The organism is Agromyces albus, from assembly GCF_004134825.1.
GTDB lineage: Bacteria > Actinomycetota > Actinomycetes > Actinomycetales > Microbacteriaceae > Agromyces > Agromyces albus.
In genome coordinates, this window is sequence record NZ_SDPN01000057.1 from 1 (window position 1) to 18,452 (window position 18,452).

The following is an 18,452-nucleotide window of genomic DNA, read 5'->3' on the forward strand; positions in this document are numbered from 1 at the left end:
CAGCACGTCGTTCGCGTCGAGTGCCACGGCGAGCTCGGCCGGCGTGAGCGGCAGCGGCGACATCCGCACGCCGGCCGACCGCAGCCGCAGCGCTGCGAGGGTCGAGACGGGCAGCCACACGCCGAGCTCGAGCAGCTCGTCGGCGCGGCCCTGCAGCACCTCGGGCGCGGGCCCGTCGATCACGAGCGCGCCCGCAGCGTCGAGCACCACGACCCGGTCGACGAGGTCGACGACGGCGTCGAGGTTGTGCTCGACGAGCACGATCGCGTGGCCGTGCTCGCGCGCGAGGCCGCGCAGCACCGCGTACACCTCGTCGATGCCGGCGGGGTCGAGGTTCGCCGTCGGCTCGTCGAGCACGATGAGCGACGCCTGCATGGCGAGCGCGCAGGCGATGGCGAGCCGCTGGCGGCCACCGCCCGAGAGACGGTCGGGGTTGTCGAAGCGCCGCTCCCAGAGGCCGACCTGTCGCAGGGCGCGCTCGGCGCGTTCGAGCACCTCGGATGCCGCGACGAGCTGGTTCTCGGGTGCGAAGCACACCTCGTCGAGCACCGAGCCCGTGACGATCTGCGCGTCGGGGTCCTGGAACACCATCGCGACGTGCTCGCTGAGCGCACCCACCGGACGCTCACGCGTGTCGAGCCCCGCGAGCGTCACCCGCCCGTGGAGCTCGGCGGGCACGGCGTGCGGCACGAGGCCGTTCATCGCGAGGGTGAGGGTGGACTTGCCGCATCCGCTTGGTCCGAGGATGAGCACGACCTCGCCCGGTGCGACCGAGAACGACACGTCGACCGGGGTGGCGCGCACGGCGCCCTCGTGTCGGATGCTCACGCGATCGAGCTCGAGGAGCGGTGCAGGGGGCATGGGCGGCCTGGGTCGAGGTGGCGGACGGCCCGCAACGCGGCATCCGTGTCTTAGGACAGCCTAAGCTTTCCCACTCGCCCAGGCGACCCGGCCGCCCAGCGCCGCCGTTCAGCCGGCCGGCCTCTCGAGCTGCAACCGCGCCGAGCGCACCGCCGACTCGAGCTCGGCCTCGATCTCGCCGAACGTGTCGTACTCCTCGATGCGGGCCGCAAGGGCGACGGCCCGCTCGCGGAACCCCGGGTCGCCGAGCACCCGCTCGACCCCGGCGCGGATCGCCGCCGCCTTGGGCGTGCCGGTCTTGAGGTTCACGCCGACGCCGATGTACTCGGCGCGCATGGAGACCTCCGGCTTGTCCTCCGTCTCGCCCGCGGTGACGAGCGGAACACCGTGGCTGAGCGCGTACTGCGTGCCGCCGAAGCCGGCGTTCGTGACGAACACGCCGGTCTTGGGGAACAACAGGTCGTAGGGGAGGAACTCCGCCGCGCGGGCATTCCCGGGCAGCTCGCCGAGCTCCTCGACGGGACGACCGCCGGTCGCGACCACGACGAGCACATCGAGGTCGGCGAGGGCGTCGAGCGTCGGGCGCACGAGGCGGTCGAAGTCCTTGTTGTCGATCGTGCCCTGCGTGACGTGCACGACGGGGCGCTCGCCGTCGAGCTCCGACCACCAGGCGGGGAGCGGGCCCGCGATGGGAGCGGGTGGCAGCACGGTGCCGACGAAGCGGAGGTTCGAGGAGAGATCGCTGCGCGGGTACTCGAACTCCGAGGGCGAGAGCTGCAGGAAGCGGTCGAAGAGCCGCGACTGGTCGAGGATGAACTCGTGGAGCTTCGGGCGGCCGAGGGCCACCATCGTCTCGTTCGCGAGCCGCTGCGTCTGGCGGAAGATCACCTTCTGCACGAGCAGGTTGAGCACGCGGTTTCGCACGCGCCCGAAGGCGCCCGGCTTGGGCGCGAGCCCGAGGCCGTACGGCGCAGCATCGACGCTCGCCTGGCTGAGGGGCACCACGCCGACGGCGAGCACCGCCGGACGGTTCGCCCGTCCGTCCAGCAGCAACGGAAGGATGCCGGCGAACGCGGCCTCGACGAGGATCGCGTCGGGCGTGAGCTCGGCCACGGCGGCCTCGACCGCGCGGGCCTGGTCGGGGACCGTCTTGATGAAGATCGTCTGGATGTCGTATTGCAGCTTCGCGATGCCGCGGTACCGGTCGCGGTCGGGGAGCTGGTCCTCGATGCTGCGGTCGTCGTAGTCGGCGATCCCGCCGAGGGAACGGTGGGCGGCGCCGGCCGCCTCGACCGCATCGCGGAAGCGCGACCCGGTGAGCACGGTGACGTCGTGCCCGCGTGCGACGAGGTCGCGAGCGATGGCGATGATGGGGGCGACGTGTCCCTGGACGGGGTTCGCGCAGAGCAGGTAGTTCGACATGGGGTTTGCGTCTTCCGGGTTGGTTCCGACCTTCGCGGAATGCCGCGTGGTCATGCCGGTGGGAACCGTGCACGAGCAGTGAAGCTATCGAGGTCGAGGATGCCTCGACAAGCGAATCGAGCCGGTTTCGGTGCAGGCCCGTCCCACGTTCAGGGCTGGCACCGAGCTGACACCCCGCAAGCGTTCAGCTTTGCGACCGATAGTCGGGAATGCCCCGGTCAGCTGCGATGTTGTATCAGTGTTCGGACGTGGAATCGCCACGTCTCGGAAGGAGGAGAACGTGGGCATCAGCTATGTCGAGTTCGAAGACGAAGCCGGAGTCCTGCGTCGCTACCGCAAGCACGTGAACGGCCGTGGCCTCGTCGCCACGACCGCCAAGGTCGACCCGACTGCGTTCGTCGACCCGACGGCCTACGTCGACCCCGGAGCCGAAGTGCAGCGCAACGCCTCGATCGGCCCTGGTGGCTGGGTCGACCGTGACGCGATCGTCGCCGAGCGCGCGGTCGTGGGCGTGAACGTGCACGTCGGACGTCGCGCCGTCGTCGGCCGCAACGCCGTCGTCGGCCCGTACGCCGTCATCGGCGAAGGCGCGCGCGTGCAGAACGGCGCCCGAGTGCCGCGCGAGTTCTCGATCGCCGAAGGCGACGAGTTCCGCGCGTCGAGCGACGACCTGCGCCGGCTCGGCCTCGCGGCCTGAGCGCGAGGCACGCAGCAGCGGCCGGCGGGCCTACGGATGCTGCGGCCCCCGCGGGTACGCTGGATGAATGTCCGATCCTGACCGCACCGCCGCGACCGAGACCATCGCACCCGACTGGTGGAAGTCGGCGGTCGTCTACCAGGTGTACCCGAGGAGCTTCCAGGACTCCGACGGCGACGGGGCCGGCGACCTCCGCGGCATCCTGAGCCGGCTCGACCACCTCGAGCGACTCGGCGTCGATGTCGTGTGGCTCTCGCCGATCTACCGTTCGCCGCACGCCGACAACGGCTACGACATCAGCGACTATCGCGACATCGACCCGGTCTTCGGCACGCTCGACGACTTCGACGCACTGCTCGCCGCGGTGCACGACCGGGGTATGAAGCTCGTCATGGACCTCGTCGTGAACCACACCTCCGACGAGCATCCGTGGTTCGTCGAGTCCCGCTCCTCGCGCGACAACCCCAAGCGCGACTGGTACTGGTGGCGCCAGCCCCGCGAGGGCTTCGCTCCCGGGCAGCCCGGCGCCGAGCCGAACAACTGGGAGTCGTTCTTCTCGGGGTCGACGTGGGCATTCGACGAGAACACGGGCGAGTACTACCTGCATCTCTTCGACCGAAAGCAGCCCGACCTCAACTGGGAGAACCCCGAGGTGCGCGCCGCCGTCTACGACATGATGCGGTGGTGGCTCGACCGCGGCGTCGACGGCTTCCGCATGGACGTCATCAACCTCATCTCGAAGCATCCCGCCCTGCCCGACGGCCCTGTGCGCGACGGGCACCCGTACGGCGACGGATTCGCCTTCACGGCCGGCGGCCCGCGGCTGCACGAGTTCATGCAGGAGATGCACCGCGAAGTCTTCGACGGGCGTGAGGGCCTCATCACGGTCGGCGAGACGCCCGGCGTCACGATGGAGGAGGCCCGGCTCTTCACCGATCCCGCCCGCCGCGAGGTCGACATGGTGTTCCAGTTCGAGCACGTCGGCCTCGACCACGGCGTCTCGAAGTTCCGCCCGAGGCCCCTTGCGCCCGGCGAGCTCGCGGCATCCCTCGCCCGCTGGCAGGTCGCCCTCGCCGAGTCCGGCTGGAACAGCCTCTACCTCTCGAACCACGACCAGGCACGTTCGGTCAGCCGCTTCGGCGACGACGGCGAGTACTGGCGCGAGTCGGCGACGGCGCTCGCCACGATGCTGCACCTGCAGCGCGGCACGCCCTACGTCTACCAGGGCGAGGAGCTCGGCATGACGAATGCCCCGTTCTCGGCCATCTCCGACTACCGCGACGTCGAGTCGCTGAACTATTACGCGCAGGATGTCGCGGGCGGCACGCCGCCGGCCGAGGCCGTCATCGGGCTCGGGGCGATGAGTCGCGACCACGCGCGCACGCCCGTGCAGTGGGACGCCTCACCGAATGCGGGCTTCACCACGGGCGAGCCGTGGATCGCCGTGAACCCCAACCACGACCGCATCAACGCCGAGGCGCAATACGGCGACCCCGAGTCGGTCTTCGAGTACTACCGGCGGCTCATCGCGTTGCGTCACGAGCTGCCCGTCGTCGCGCACGGCACCTTCGAGCAAGCGGATGCCGGGCACCCGGCGATCGTCGCATTCGAACGCGTGCTCGGCGACGAGCGCCTGCTGGTCGTGACGAATCTCTCCTCCGTCGAGCACGGTCCGGTCTTCCCCGTGGAGCTCGCCGTGCGCTGGACGGGCGCGCAGCCCGTGCTCACGAACGGGCCCGGCCGGGAACCGACGGCGACCCTCGCCCCCTGGGAGGCGCGGGTCTACGCGTCGACCGAGGCGGTTGCCGCCTCGACCGCTCGGTCGCTCGGCGGCTGACCACCGAGCAGTTCGCCGGCGAGCAACGCGAGCGTCTGCTCGCGACCCGGCGTGGCATCCGCCGGCTCGGCAACGTATGAGCCGCCGATCGGGGAGATCATGACCTCGTCGATGCCGTGCCGCTCGGCGAGGCGGCGGAGCTCGGATGCCGCGCCCGCGGCATCCGCGATGATCCACCGTCGTTCCATCGCGGCGATGAGCTCGTCGGCGTTCGAGTCGGCAGGTGCGCTCGCGGCCTCTTCGACCGTCTCGAGCGCGCGCATCGGCAGGTTCAGGCGCAGCCGGGCCATCGACCGCAACTGCGGCAGCGCGCGAGCCCGCGCCTCCTCGACGGTGGGCGCCACCGACGCGTTCACGGTGAGGAAGGTCTCGGGCGTCGGATGCGCCTCGCTGGGCTGGTACTCGGTGCGGTAGAGCTCGAGCGCACGCTCGAGGCCTTCGCCCGAGAAGTGGTTCGCGAAGACGTAGGGCAACCCGAGCTCGGCGGCGAGCTTCGCGGAGTAGTCGCTCGATCCGAGGAGCCAGACCGTCGGGACATCCGTCGCCGCCGGGGTCGCCGTGATCGCGTACTCGCGGCCGCTCGTGAGTCGCAGGTTCGCTCCGTCGGGGCTCAAGAGGCTCAGGATGTCGGCGATGTGATCGGGGAACCGGTCGACGTCGGCCGTCGGCCCCGAGATGCGCAGGAGTTGCGTGATCACCGGGTCGCTGCCCGGCGCGCGCCCGATGCCGAGATCGATGCGACCCGGGGCGAGCGCCTCGAGCGCCGCGAACTGCTCGGCGACGACGAGCGGCGCGTGGTTCGGCAGCATGACGCCGCCCGAGCCCACGCGAATGCGCTCGGTGCGCGCAGCGATCGCGGCCACGAGCACAGGCGGCGTGGTCGAGGCGACGGCGGGCATGTTGTGGTGCTCGGCGAACCAGTAGCGCGTGTACCCGAGGCGGTCGGCGAGCTGGGCGAGGCGAACGGATGCCGCGACGGCACCTGCGCTCGATTGGCCGGTGCGCACGGGAACGAGGTCGAGCACGGAGAGTCGGGTCGTGGCAGTCATCATGTGGGGGAACTCCGGCGGGACGACGCGTATTCCGTGCCGCCGATCCTCGGGATAACCCTGAGCCGATCGGAGGGGTCGCACTGGTGCAGCTCACTGCCGCATGTCGTGGGATGGAGCCCGTCGTGAGCGCCGCCGGATTCCCGGCTGGCCGCCGCCGCCCACAACGAGGCCGCCGGCCCGCGACCCCGCAACCCCGCAACCCGAAAGGAACCACCCGTGAACACCCCTGTGCCTCCCGGTCCCGACGCCGTCATCGACCTCGCCGTGGTGCGCCCCCTCCACGACGAGGTCGCCGAGCTCCCGCTGCCCGAGTCGCTCGCGCTGCTCCGCGAGCGTCTCGACGGCCGCCTCGTCATCGCCGGCGATGCCGGGTGGGACGCGGATCGCGCGGCCTGGAACCTCGCGATCGACCAGCGGCCCGCCGCCGTCGTGGTCGCCGCGAGCACCGATGACATCGCGCAGACGGTGCGCGCTGCGAGGGGCCTCGGTTTCTCCGTCGCCGCGCAGGCGACCGGCCACAACGCCGGCCCGCTCGCACACGGCGGGCTCGCCGACGTGATTCTGCTGCGCACGTCGGAATTGCGCGGTGTCGAGGTCGACGCCGAGGCGCGCGTCGCCCGAGTCGAGCCCGGCGCACTCTGGGCCGATGTCGTCGCCGCCGTGGCACCGCACGGCCTCGCCGCGCTCGCCGGCTCCTCCCACGATGTCGGCGTCGTCGGCTACACGCTCGGCGGCGGCATCAGCTGGCTCGCCCGTTCGCACGGACTCGCCGCCAACCAGGTGCTCGCGATCGAGCTTGTCACCGCCGACGGCGTCCAGCGCCGCGTCGACGCCGAGCACGACGCCGAGCTGTTCTGGGCGCTCCGCGGTGGCGGTGGCGACTTCGGCGTGGTCACCGCGCTCGAGTTCCGCCTGTTCCCTGTCGCCGAGATCGTGGCGGGCACGCTGTTCTGGCCGATCGAGCGCGCCGAGGAGGTGCTGCAGGCGTGGGCCGCATGGACCACCGAGGTGCCCGACTCCGTCACCTCCATCGGTCGGCTCCTCCGGTTCCCGCCGATGCCCGAGCTGCCGCCGTTCCTCTCCGGCCAGTCGTTCGTCGTCGTCGAGGCGGCCATCCAAGAGTCGCCGGCCCGGGTCGATGAACTGCTCGCTCCACTGCGTGCCCTCCACCCCGCGATGGATTCCGTGCATCCGCAGCCGACCGCCGAGCTGCTCCAATTGCACATGGACCCGCCCGCGCCGACGCCCGGCTACGGCGACGGCATGATGCTCTCCTCCCTGCCGCCCGCTGCGGTTCGCGCCTTCCTCGAGGCGGCGGGGCCGGATTCCGGCAGCGCCCTCCTCTCGGCCGAGATCCGTCACGCCGGAGGCGCACTCGCGCCCGAGGCCGCGCGGGCCTCCGCAGCCGAGCGCGGCGCGCCCGAGCCTGGCGTCACCGCGGGCTTCGCCGCCGAGTACCTCGTGTTCGGCGTGGGAATCGCGGTTCCCGGCACCGAGCAGGCGCTCGCGGCATCCCTCGGTCGCCTGCTCTCTCGCGTGGAGCCGTGGCGAGCCGAACTCGACTACCTCAATTTCTCGGAGCAGTCCCGGCCCGCCGAGCGCCTGTTCGGCGACCGGATCGAGCGGTTGCGCGCGGTGAAGAACGCGGTCGACCCGACCGGAGTCATCCGTTCGAACCACCCGGTCGGTCGCTGAGCGGTTGCTGAGTTGGGGTGTCGCTCACGCCCGAGCCTTCATAGGCTGGAGTGAGCGACACCGCTGTCGCGCGACTCCGGGGGAGGAACGATGACGGTCCACTACGAATTGCCCACCACCGCCGATTTCGCAGCACTGGCAGGGGTACATGATCCTGCGATTACGATCTACGTGTCGACGTCGCCCGTCGTGAGCGAACGCGAACGAGCCGAGGTCGGGGTCAAGAGCGCCTTCGACGACGCGATCGAACAGGTCAGGGCGGCCGACGCCGCCCTGCCGGTCGTCGCCGAGTTCCGCGCCGAACGGGATCGGATCCTGGCCGACCAACAGCTGTGGGGTTCACTCGCCCGCTCGATGGCGATCTTCGTCGCGCCGGGCTTCAGTGAGATCTTCGTGCTGCCGAATCGGCTCGACGACGCCGTGCACGTCGGGTCCCACTTCACGCTCGGGCAGCTGCTGCGCGCGCCGAGCCAAGACCAGGAGGCCTATGCGCTGACGCTGTCGGCGCACGAATGGGGCCTCTGGCACGCCACGCCTGTCGAGCGCGCGGCGAAGCTCGACGTCGACCCCGCGGGCACGGCGAACCTCGACGAGGCCACGAACCGCGAACCCGGCGAGGAGCGGCCACGCGGCGTCCATCGCGGCACGGGCAGCATGAGCCAGGGCGGCGCGAGCCGGCTCACGGGCGACGAGGGCCGCAAGACCCTGCTCGACCTCTACGCGAAGCGCGTCTCCGACGTCGTGCGCCGGGAGCTCCAGCAGCGTGACGCCGACGAACGGGTTCCGCTCTTCGTGTTCGCTGCCGAACCCCTCCTCAGCCTCTTCATCGAGCGTCATCGCAACGGGCGACGGGTGGTCGCCCTCGCCGGCGCGCCCGACCGGCTCGGCGGGGCCGAGATCGACGACGCGGCGCGCCAACAGCTCGCGAAGCTCAACATCCGAGAGGCCGAGTCGGCATTGCGGCAGCTCAGGGAGGGAGCGGCGGGTCGAGTCGAGCGCGACCTCGCGGCGATCGCCCGAGAAGCCGCCGACGGTGCGGTGGAGTGCCTCTGGTTCGACTTCACGACCTCGGTGAACGGCACGCTCGACCGCGAGTCGGGCGCGGTGCAGTTCGCCGAGGGCAACGGCGAGGGCGAGGAGCTCAAGGACGGCACGCACGCGGGCGACCTGCTGCCGCAACTTGCACTGCTCGTGATGGCGAAGGGCGGCAAGGTCGTCACGGTGCGCAGCGACGACCTCGACGACGACGTCTGGTCGGGGCCCGCGATGGCCGAGTTGCGGTTCGCACTGGCGTAACCCCATGCGTTTCGGAATGTTCGTTCCCCAGGGTTGGCGTTACGATCTCGTCGGCATCGAGCCGGCCGAGCATTGGGAGGCGATGCGCGGCATTGCGCAGCGCGCCGATGCCCCCGATTCCGGCTGGGAGTCGATCTGGGTCTACGACCACTTCCACACGACGCCCGTGCCGAGCACGACCGAGGCCACGCACGAGGCCTGGTCGCTCATCTCGGCGTTCGCGGCATCCACGAGCCGCATCCGGCTCGGCCAGATGTGCACGTGCATGAGCTACCGCAACCCCGCCTACCTCGCGAAGGTCGCGGCGACGGCCGACCTCATCTCGGGTGGGCGCATCGAGATGGGCATCGGCGGCGGATGGTACGAGCACGAGTGGCGGGCCTACGGCTACGGCTTCCCGCCCGTGCCCGAGCGGCTGGCTCGCTTGCGCGAGGGCGTCGAGATCATGCACCAGGCGTGGACCAACGGCACCGCCACGCTCGACGGCACGCACTACCAGGTCGACGGCGCGATCGTGCGGCCGCTGCCGCTGCAGTCCGGCGGCATCCCCTTCTGGATCGCCGGCGGCGGTGAGAAGGTCACGCTGAAGATCGCGGCGAAGTATGCCTCGTACACGAACTTCGCCGGCACTGCCGAGGAGTTCGCCCACAAGAGCGAAGTGCTGCGCGGCCACTGCGAGACCCTCGGCACCGACTTCGACGCGATCGTGCGGAGCTCCGACTTCAACACCGTCATCGGCACGTCGGCGGCGGATGTCGCGCGTCGCCTCGATGCGATCGAAGCGCGCCTCGCGCCGCACCTCGGCCCCGAGAAGACGGCGAGCGTCATGGCGGAGTACCGCTCCGGCAACGCCATCGCGGTCGGCACGCCGTCGCAAGTGGCCGCGCGGCTCGCCGAGCGGCAGGAGCTCGGGCTCGGCTACTCGATCCACTACTTCCCCGAGGCGGCCTACGATCGCTCGGGGCTCGAGCTCTTCGAACGCGAGGTCATGCCGGCGCTGCAGGGGGCCGTGCCCGCGCTGCGGTGAGTCGTGCGGGTTCCTAGCGGAGTCCGCGTTTCCCGAGTGATCGGTTCACATGACATCAGCCGATTTACATGACGCATTCACGCGAAAGCGTCCTGCAAAGCGGCAGATGTCATGTAAACCGGATGAGCGAGCGGCTTGGTATGCGAGGCGCGAAAGTGTGAGCGGCGGGGTCGCAGCTACCGGAGGCCGCGCATGAGGAGCGAGAGCAGGCGCGGCAGTTCGTCGTCGGCGCTGCCGCGGCCGTTGCCACGCGCGGCGCGGTCGGCGGCCCAGGCGAGCGAGCCGGCCATGATGAAGAGCTCGCGGGCAGTGGCATCCGCCGTCACGGTGCCCAGCGTCGACGCGCGCTCGAGGAGCTTCTGAGTGGCCGTGATGACCTCGCCACAGGACGCCCCGAGCGGGGACTTCTCTCGATTGAGCGACTGCGCGATCGAGTCGGCGAGGCCGTCCCACGCGCCGGCGTGGCGCGCGAGGGCGAACATCCACTCGTCGAGGGCGGCATCGGCGTCGTCGGCGTGGAGCAGGCGTTCGGCGAGCGCGAGCAACTCGTATCGGCTGTCGACGAGGGCGGCCTCGAGCAGGCAGTCGCGATTGGGGAAGTGCCGGTAGAGCGTGCCGGGGCCGACGCCCGCTCGGTTCGCGATGTCGTCGAGTGAGGTGTTCGTGCCGTGTTCGGCGAACGCCTCGATGGCGACCCGCACGATCGCCTCGTAGTTGCGCCGTGCATCGGCGCGCATGGGCCGCGTCGGTGCGACTGCTTCCACGCTCACTCGAACTCCAACCGGTTGAATCTCTCGACTGCTCTTGACAAACCGGAGACTGTCTCCGTATCGTCGACTCAGACAACAGGAGACTCTCTCCGGATACGAGATTACCCCAGCGGGACCAGGAGCACCAGCATGACCGCAGCACCACCCTCCCTCGCCATACCGACCACGGCCCGGCTCACGGGCCGAACCCTGCTCGGCCTCATCGTCGTCTTCATCACGCAGCTCATGCTCGTGGTCGACGCGAGCATCGTGAACGTCGCACTCCCCCACATCCAGAACGAGCTCGGCTTCACGGCCGCCAACCTGTCCTGGGTGGTCACCTCCTACGCACTCGCCTTCGCCGGCCTCATCCTGCTGAGCGGACGCATCGGCTCGATGCTCGGAGCGCGCCGAGCGCTCATCATCGGCGTCGTCGTGTTCATCGCGGCATCCGCTCTCGGTGGATTCGCGGTCACCCCCGAGATGTTGATCTTCGCACGGGTGCTGCAGGGCATCGGCGCGGCCCTCGCGGCGCCGAGCACCCTCGTGCTCCTGATGGCGAACACCGTGCCGGGCGCCCAGCGCAATCGCGCGATGTCGCTCTTCGTGCTCGCGGCGGGCTCCGGCGGCGCCATCGGCCTCATCCTCGGCGGAGTGCTCACCACGAGCCTCGGCTGGGAGTGGGTGATGTTCGTGAACGTGCCGATCGGGCTCGTGATCATCGCCGGCGCGATCGCGTTCCTGCGCGAGACCGACCGCAGCCCAGCGCGACTCGATGTCGGCGGCGCCCTCACCTCGACGATCGCCATGGTCGCCCTCGTCTACGGGTTCACGACCGCGGCCGAGTCGAGCTGGACCGATCCCCGCACCATCGCGGCGTTCGTCGTCGCGGCCGCGTCGCTCGTGGCACTCGTGCTCATCGAGCGGCGGCACGCGAGCCCCGTCGTGCAGCTGCACTACTTCGCGTCGACGCGCACGGCCGTGCCGTTCTGGGTGATGCTGCTCGTGCCGGCCGGGATGTTCGGGTTCTTCTACTTCGCGACGCTCTTCACGCAGAACGTGCTCGGCTATGACCCTCTCGGCACGGGCCTCGCGCTGCTGCCGTTCGTCGGCACGATGCTCATCGTGAACCAGTTCACGCCGCGGCTCGTGGCCGCGCTCGGCGAGCGGGTCGTCGCCCTCGCGGGACTCACCGGCCTCGCCGGCGGCATGCTCTGGATGGCCCAGCTCGGCACCGCGAGCACGTTCCTCACGGGCATCCTGGGTCCGGCCCTCGTGCTCGGCTTCGGTGCGGGCCTCACGTTCGCGCCGATCACGTCGATCGTCATGGCGCAGGCCCTCCGCTCGGAGACGAGCCAGGCCTCGAGCCTCCTGCAGGGGATGCAGCAGCTCGGCGGGTCCATCGGCGTCGCCGGGCTGACCACCGTGTTCGCCGCGATCGCGGTGAGCGGCGGCGAGGCCCGCGGCATCGCGGCGGCGCTGCTCGGCGGCACCGTGTTCCTCACGGTCGCCCTCGTGCTGTTCGCCGTCTGGGGACGGCGAGCTCCTGCGGTCGACGACGAGGGGACGACGGGCCAGGAGACGACGGATGCCGCGAGCGAGCTCGTTCCCGAGTTCGAGCGCCGCGAGCCCGTGGCGGCGTTCGCGGGGGACTGATCCTCGCAGCCGTCGAACGTCGGAGGCCGGGGTGCATGCGCACCCCGGCCTCCGTTGATTCAGGTGCGGCTCAAGCGGCGATGGCCTCGTCGAGCTTCGCGGCGAGCTCTGCGTCGGAGGGCTCGGTGAGGTGCGAGCCGTCGGGGAACACGACCACGGGAATCTGCGTGCGGCCGCTGATCGCCTTGGCGCGATCGGCGCCGTCGAGCACGGCTTCGAGGTCGATGTAGTCGTAGTCGATGCCGCGACGCTCGAGCAGGGCCTTCGAGCGGCGGCAGTCCACGCACCAGTCGGCGCCGTACATGGTGATGCGTTCGGGGTACAGGTCAGAGTTCACGGGGGACGTCATACCCCTAACCTACGTACGCACCCTGTGGAGTATTCCCAGCGAGCGTGACGTGGCAGACTCTGGCCCATGCGATTCGAGACGCGGATGTCACAAGTGGGCAACAACACGGGGATCGAGGTGCCGGCCGAGGTGATCGAGGGTTTCGGCGCGGGCAGGAAGCCGCCGGTCATCGTGAACGTCAACGGCTACGAGTACCGCAGCACGGTCGCCGTGATGGGCGGCAGATTCATGATCCCCTTCAGCTCCGACAAGCGCGCGGCGACCGGAATCGGGGGCGGAGATGCGATCGTGGTCGACCTCGAGGTCGACACCGCGCCGCGCACCGTGGAGGTGCCCGACGATCTCGCCGCGGCGCTCGACGCCGGTGGAGCGAGGGCCGCCTTCGACAGGCTGTCGACGAGCGCGAGGAAGGCGCACGTGACATCCGTGGAGTCGGCGAAGGCCGCCGAGACCAGGCAGCGGCGCGTCGACGGAATCGTGGCGAAGCTCACTGAGGAGTGAGGGCGGCTCCGGTCATCTCGGCGTGATCGACCGAGGTGTTCTGCCAGGCTCCGACGAGCCGAATGAACGCGCTGAGCTGCGCCACTCCCTCGGGGGTGCGCGGCAGGGCGTCGAGCAATCCCGGCGAGTAGATGAGGTATGCCGCCCACTTCGCGCGCGAGATCGCGACGTTCAGGCGGTTCTTCTGCAGCAGGAACTCGACGCCGCGCGGGGCTGCAGCCGCTGAGGATGCAGCGAGCGACACGATCGCGACCGCCGCCTCTTGACCCTGGAACTTGTCGACGGTGCCGACGGGCACCTCGTGATAGCCGGCCTCGTCGAGGGCGGCGCGCACGACCGTGAGTTGTGCGTTGTAGGGGGTGACGACGATGAGGTCGCGCTGCGCGAGCGGCCGCGATCGCGTCGGCAATGCGGCATCCGTGGGCAGTGCATCGGTCGGGAGCAGTACGTCGGTGGACGGGAGCTCATCGGTCGCCTCGAGCGCCGTGAGCGCGCCGGTCGACCCGGGCACCTCGACGTCGGCGTCGGGGACCACCTCTGACCACGCGCGGCCGAGCAGCATGCCCACGAGCTCGACGACTGCCTCGGCCTCTTCGGGCGACGACGTCGTGTTGCCGGCGTGCTCGATGGGCACTGTCGTGAGCCCGGGAGAAACGCCGTGGAGCGAGCGCAGCGACGCGACCGGATGCGAGCGCAACTCGCCCTCGTAGGAGAGGCGCGACACCGGCCCGGCGACCGCGGGGTGCATGCGCCGGCTCTCGGCGAGGAAGTAGCCGTATTCGGGCGGGAGCACGTCGTGCCCGTCGGCGATCCAGCCGAGCGCCGACGTGTCGATCGGCTCGGGGTGGTTGCCTTGGCTCACTTGCGGCAGTTGCTGCGGGTCGCCGAGGAGCAACAGGTTGCGGGCGGCGACGGCGGTGGCGATCGTCGACGCGAGCGAGAACTGCCCGGCCTCGTCGATCACGAGCAGGTCGAGCGAGCCGCGGGGCACGCGGTCGGCATTGGCGAAGTCCCAGGCCGTGCCGCCGACGACGAATCCGGACGCCTGGTGTGCCGCGCTGTAGTCGGCGACACCGTCTTTCGTGATCGCCAGGTAGGCGTGGGTGCCGGGCGCTCGCGCGTCTTTCGGGGCCTTGGCGACGAGATCGGGTGCGAGCCCCGCGGCGACGACGGCGTCGAGCACGTTCTCGACGACCGCGTGCGATTGCGCGACGACGCCGATGCGCCAGCGATAACGGCCCACGAGCTCGGCGATCACCCGTGAGGCGACGTAGGTCTTGCCCGTGCCGGGAGGGCCCTGTACGGCGAGATACGAGTCGTCGAGGCGGCGGAGCGAGTCGACGACTGCAGCGACGTAGTCGGGCGTCGCCGCGAGCGGTGCGAGCCCGCCGCGGCTGCGGGGCGGAGTGCGGCGCAGCACGTCGACGGCGGGATTCCTGGGCCACACCGGATGCATCCGCGCGATGGGATCAGCCCACTCGAGGATCGCACCCTGCTGGCGGCCGGCGGGCGGGGGCGTGCCCGGCACGATCGCCATGGGCAGCTCCGACCACGTCATGCCCGCGATGGCGCGCTCTTCGACGATGAGCCCGTCGTCGAGGAGCTCGAGCACCCGCACCGAGTTCTGCCCACGCGAGCCGGGGCGCAGTCCGACCCGCGGGAACGGAACCGGCGGCTCGTAGAGCGCGAACAGCTCGGCGCCGACGCCGAACCGGGAACCGGGCGCGATGCGGCCGCGCAGTTTCACGTGCCGTCGATCGGTGCGGTGCTGGTCTTCGCGATACCACCGCTGCACGACCTCGGATTGGGCGGGGTCGACGACGAGCACGTCGCGGTGATCCTCCCAGGCCTCGAGCGGCTGCTCGACGCGGAAGAAGTGCGACCACCAGAAGCTCTTCGACTCGCGATCGTGATAGTCGATCGCTGCGGCGGCGAGAGCGAGCGCCGTGTGGTCTGCGTCTCGCGTGGGGTCGTCGGGCGGGCCGGCGATGCGTTGCAGCTCGAGGGCCAGCGGCGACGGCTCGTAGATCTTGCCCGCGGCCCTCGCCGCTTCGACGAGGAGCGACTCGGGCACGGGCTCGACCCCGGCCGCGCGCGCGAGCCCGAGCAGCCAATCGCGCAGGCGCAGCGTCGACACGCAGTCGTAGCGGTTGTAGTCGGCGAGGTCGTCGAGCACGTGCTGGGCCGCTGCCGCGCCCGCGAGGCCGGTGGCGGGGTCGACCTCGCCGGTCGCGGCGAGCTCACGGGCGCGCACGTACTCGAGGATCGAGTCGCCGCCCGACTTCACCTCGGCCTCGCGCAGCTCGGAGCCCATGTAGAGCGGCTCGAGCTTCTTGATCGAATAGGAACGGCTGCCCACGCGAACTGCGCGCTTCACGATGGGGTAGAGGTCGACGAGCACGCCGTCGGCGAGCAACTGGTCGACCGCGGCCTCGCCGACGCCGTGACGTGCTGCGATCGAGAGCAGGTGCGTGCGCTCGTAGCTCGCGTAGTGGTAGATGTGCATGCCCGGATGCGCCGCCCGTCGCAGTGCCACGAGCTCGAGGAAGCGTTCGAGCGCCACTCGCTCTTCGGCGAAGCTGTGCGCCCAGAGCGGCGTGAACTGCTCGTCGTTGTCGATCATGCCGAACAGGTAGTCGATGCCCCAGTCGGTTGCCGGGCCTTCGGTGTAGAGCGGATCGCCCTCGAAGTCGAAGAAGAGATCGCCGGCGTCGGGCACGGGGATCGCGGCGAGCGACGCCGCGTCGCGCACGACCACGGGAGGCGGCAGCGGCGGCGCACCCTCGGGGCGCGGGCCCGCGGCATCGGCTCGCCGTTCTGCCGCCTCGGCCTCGAGCTGCAGGCGCGCCTGCACCCGGTGGTTCTCGATGGTGGCGTCGAGGATGCCGTCGATGTGACCCTCGGATGCCGCGAGCTGGTCGATCGTCGTGATGCCGGCCTCGTGGAGGGCCGTTCGTTGCGTGACGCGCAAGCCCGCCACGAGCAGTACGTCGCGGTGCGCCTGCACCTCGAGATCGCACGTGGGGCAGCGGCCGTCGAGCGCGTAGCGCGGATCGCCCCACTCGACCGGGCCCGGCTCGGCGAGCCGGTCGGCGATGATCTGCTCGAGCCGCGCCCGGCGCAACCGGTAGACGGGGGCGATGTCGTCGAGACGATGCGGGCTCGTGGTGCCGTCGCCGAGGAGCAGCTCGACGGTGTCGGCGCAGGGGACGCCCGTGCGCTCGAGCTGCTCGGCATAGGCGGCGAGCTGCAGCAGCGCGGTGACGCGCGCGCGTCGGGCGAGTTTGGAGTCTTGCACGAGGTAGCGCCCGTCGGGCTGGCGCACGATGAAGTCGGCGAAGCCGATGAACCCCTCGTCGGCGAAGGTCGCCTGGAACACGATCGGGGCACCCGCTGCGAACGCCGCCTGCGTCGCCTCGACGGCGGCGGCCACGGCGGCCGCGTCGCGCACGTCGGGCCGCTCGATCTCGACGACGGCCGCGCCCAGCTCGGCCCGGTACGCCTCGAGCACGCGCAACTCGTGCGCGTCGCCCATGCGACCCGATCGCTCGAGCATGGCGTCTTCAGGGTCGGGCACGGGCTCGATGCGGCCGAGCTTCGCGTCGAGCGCGCGCAGGAATGCGAACTCGCACTCGGACGCCTTCTTCAGGTCGCTCGCGCTCGTGACGACGGTGCCGTCGACCAGGTACATCGGCTCCTCCGTTCGTCTCCTGTTCACGCTACCTGCGGGCGCCGACATTCAGGGCACGACGCCGCACGCCGACGCGACCGTCGCTACGCGGCCGGACGCCCGGCTCAGTGGCATCCGCTCGGCGGATTTCGACCGTGCGCAGGCGCGACCTGCGGTGAAGCGGCGTATGGTGTCGGCATGGCCGGCTGGGAGGACGTTCGCGAGCTCGCCCTCGGCCTGCCCGACACGACGGAAACCCTGAGCCGGGGCGAGATGCACTGGCGGGTGCACCACAAGGCGTTCGTGTGGGAGCGGCGCCTGCGGCGCCCCGACCTCGAGGAGCTGCACCTCGACGAACAGGGCGGTCCGGTGCTCGCCGCCCGTGTGGAGGACGAGGCGGTGAAGCGTGCACTCGTCGTCGAGGACCGGTCGGTCTTCTTCACGACGCGCCACTTCGACGGCTGGCCCGTCGTGCTCGTCCGGCTCGATCGCATCTCACGGCGCCGCCTCTCGGAGGTCGTCGCCGAGGCATGGCTCTCGAGGGCACCGGCGCGGCTCGCTCGAGAGCACCTCGAGTCGTTCCCCGACTGAGGAAGAACGCTGAGGCATCCGCTCAGCGCACCTCGACGCGGACCTCGTGCAGGCCCGTCGCGCCGTCGGGCACGACGCCCTGCCGCTCCGCGGTCTGCACCTCGCCGTCGGCGCCGGTCGCCCGCACGCGCACGCGGTGCGAGCCCGCCGCGGCATCCCAGTCGTAGCGCCATTGCACCCACGTGTCGATCGAGATCGCGGTGGCGAGCGTGGCATCGGCCCAGGCGCCGTCGTCGATCTGCACCTCGACGCGCGAGATGCCGGTGTGCTGGTGCCACGCGACGCCGGCGATCACGACCGGGCCAGCGTCGACCGACTGCCCGGGGCGCGGCACGTCGATGCGCGACGAGATCTTGATGGGCCCGCGCTCGCTCCAGCCGCGGTCGGTCCAGTAGGCGGATGCCGCGTCGAACCGCGTGACCTCGAGGTCGACGACCCACTTCGTCGCCGAGACATACCCGTAGAGGCCCGGCACGACCATGCGCACCGGGAACCCGTGCTCGGGAGGCAGCGGCTCGCCGTTCATGCCCACCGCGAGGATCGCGTTGCGGTCGTCCTGCAGCACCTGCAGCGGGGTGCTCGCCGTGAACCCGTCGACACTGCGCGAGAGCACCATGTCGGCGTCGGCCGTGGGCGCCGCTCGGGCGAGCAGTTCGCGGATCGGATGCCCCAGCCACACGGCATTGCCGATGAGGCTGCCGCCCACCTCGTTCGAGACGCACGCGAGCGTCGTGACGCTCTCCTCGAGCGGCAGGGCGAGCAGCTCGTCCCACGTGATCGTCACTTCGCGCTCGACCATGCCGTGGATGCGCAGGCTCCAGCCGCCCGGGTCGACATTGGGCACCGCGAGGGCGGTGTCGATCCGGTAGAACTCGGCGTTCGGCGTGATCACCGGGCCGAGGCCATCGAGGCCGAGCTCCGCGCTCGCCGGAACGCTCGCCGTCTTCGCAGCGCGCGGCAGCGTGATCGCCTCGCGCACGGCCGTCACGGCGCGCGAGCCCGCCTGCAGCGCGTAGCCGCCGAGCGCAGCGAGCGCACCGAGGGCGGCC

General features: G+C 70.9%; 15 protein-coding genes. 8 read left to right on the forward strand and 7 right to left on the reverse strand.

Features of this window, described 5'->3' with window-relative positions:
* A partial coding sequence (locus ESP51_RS18675) for an ABC transporter ATP-binding protein (protein WP_164990595.1) occupies nucleotides 1-861 on the reverse strand: 861 nt, incomplete at its 3' end.
* A gap of 108 nt (nucleotides 862-969) precedes the next feature.
* Nucleotides 970-2,283 carry a glycosyltransferase gene (locus tag ESP51_RS18680; protein ID WP_164990596.1) on the reverse strand — a complete coding sequence of 438 codons (1,314 nt, stop codon included), beginning with the start codon at nucleotides 2,281-2,283 and terminating at the stop codon, nucleotides 970-972.
* 280 nt (nucleotides 2,284-2,563) lie between these two features.
* Here ESP51_RS18680 and ESP51_RS18685 point away from each other — a divergent pair, with 280 nt between their 5' ends.
* Together ESP51_RS18685 and ESP51_RS18690 are read left to right on the forward strand one after the other, a co-directional pair.
* Nucleotides 2,564-2,980 carry a transferase gene (locus ESP51_RS18685; RefSeq protein ID WP_164990597.1) on the forward strand — a complete coding sequence of 139 codons (417 nt, stop codon included), beginning with the start codon at nucleotides 2,564-2,566 and terminating at the stop codon, nucleotides 2,978-2,980.
* Nucleotides 2,981-3,047: 67 nt separating this feature from the next.
* Nucleotides 3,048-4,817: an alpha-glucosidase gene (locus ESP51_RS18690; protein WP_129522400.1), complete on the forward strand. Its 1,770-nt coding sequence runs from the start codon at nucleotides 3,048-3,050 to the stop codon at nucleotides 4,815-4,817.
* On the opposite strand, the gene ESP51_RS18695 is transcribed toward ESP51_RS18690, so the two are convergent.
* Nucleotides 4,763-5,869 (reverse strand): LLM class flavin-dependent oxidoreductase, encoded by a 1,107-nt coding sequence (locus ESP51_RS18695; RefSeq protein WP_129522401.1) that lies wholly within the window; start codon nucleotides 5,867-5,869, stop codon nucleotides 4,763-4,765. The genes ESP51_RS18690 and ESP51_RS18695 overlap by 55 nt on opposite strands.
* 216 nt (nucleotides 5,870-6,085) lie before the next feature.
* On the opposite strand from ESP51_RS18695, the gene ESP51_RS18700 reads away from it, so the two are divergent.
* The 3 genes from ESP51_RS18700 (at nucleotide 6,086) to ESP51_RS18710 (ending at nucleotide 9,887) form a co-directional block, all read left to right on the forward strand.
* Nucleotides 6,086-7,564 (forward strand): FAD-binding oxidoreductase, encoded by a 1,479-nt coding sequence (locus ESP51_RS18700; protein WP_241843261.1) that lies wholly within the window; start codon nucleotides 6,086-6,088, stop codon nucleotides 7,562-7,564.
* A gap of 90 nt (nucleotides 7,565-7,654) precedes the next feature.
* Entirely contained in the window at nucleotides 7,655-8,860 is a 1,206-nt protein-coding gene (locus ESP51_RS18705) for a baeRF11 domain-containing protein (protein WP_129522402.1), read from the forward strand.
* Between the two features lie 4 nt (nucleotides 8,861-8,864).
* A complete protein-coding gene (locus ESP51_RS18710) occupies nucleotides 8,865-9,887 on the forward strand; it encodes an LLM class F420-dependent oxidoreductase (protein WP_129522403.1) in 1,023 nt (340 codons plus the stop codon).
* A 176-nt stretch (nucleotides 9,888-10,063) separates the two neighbouring features.
* Here ESP51_RS18710 and ESP51_RS18715 read toward each other — a convergent pair whose 3' ends face one another.
* Nucleotides 10,064-10,657: a TetR/AcrR family transcriptional regulator gene (locus tag ESP51_RS18715; RefSeq protein WP_241843262.1), complete on the reverse strand. Its 594-nt coding sequence runs from the start codon at nucleotides 10,655-10,657 to the stop codon at nucleotides 10,064-10,066.
* Nucleotides 10,658-10,786: 129 nt separating this feature from the next.
* Between ESP51_RS18715 and ESP51_RS18720 the strand changes: the two genes are divergently transcribed.
* Complete coding sequence (locus tag ESP51_RS18720) at nucleotides 10,787-12,292, forward strand: DHA2 family efflux MFS transporter permease subunit (protein ID WP_129522404.1); 1,506 nt, start codon at nucleotides 10,787-10,789, stop codon at nucleotides 12,290-12,292.
* Nucleotides 12,293-12,362: 70 nt separating this feature from the next.
* On the opposite strand, the gene ESP51_RS18725 is transcribed toward ESP51_RS18720, so the two are convergent.
* Entirely contained in the window at nucleotides 12,363-12,641 is a 279-nt protein-coding gene (locus tag ESP51_RS18725; protein ID WP_129522405.1) for a glutaredoxin family protein, read from the reverse strand.
* A gap of 66 nt (nucleotides 12,642-12,707) precedes the next feature.
* Here ESP51_RS18725 and ESP51_RS18730 point away from each other — a divergent pair, with 66 nt between their 5' ends.
* The gene (locus ESP51_RS18730) at nucleotides 12,708-13,142 is read left to right on the forward strand and encodes a YdeI/OmpD-associated family protein (protein WP_129522406.1); all 435 of its coding nucleotides are present in this window, start codon (nucleotides 12,708-12,710) and stop codon (nucleotides 13,140-13,142) included.
* Here the strand turns inward: ESP51_RS18730 and ESP51_RS18735 are convergent.
* Complete coding sequence (locus tag ESP51_RS18735) at nucleotides 13,129-16,833, reverse strand: TM0106 family RecB-like putative nuclease (protein ID WP_129522407.1); 3,705 nt, start codon at nucleotides 16,831-16,833, stop codon at nucleotides 13,129-13,131. The genes ESP51_RS18730 and ESP51_RS18735 overlap by 14 nt on opposite strands.
* Before the next feature lie 177 nt (nucleotides 16,834-17,010).
* Between ESP51_RS18735 and ESP51_RS18740 the strand changes: the two genes are divergently transcribed.
* The gene (locus ESP51_RS18740; RefSeq protein ID WP_129522408.1) at nucleotides 17,011-17,403 is read left to right on the forward strand and encodes an MmcQ/YjbR family DNA-binding protein; all 393 of its coding nucleotides are present in this window, start codon (nucleotides 17,011-17,013) and stop codon (nucleotides 17,401-17,403) included.
* A 22-nt stretch (nucleotides 17,404-17,425) separates the two neighbouring features.
* Here ESP51_RS18740 and ESP51_RS18745 read toward each other — a convergent pair.
* On the reverse strand, nucleotides 17,426-18,452 hold a 1,027-nt coding region (locus ESP51_RS18745), incomplete at its 5' end, for a molybdopterin-dependent oxidoreductase (RefSeq protein WP_164990598.1).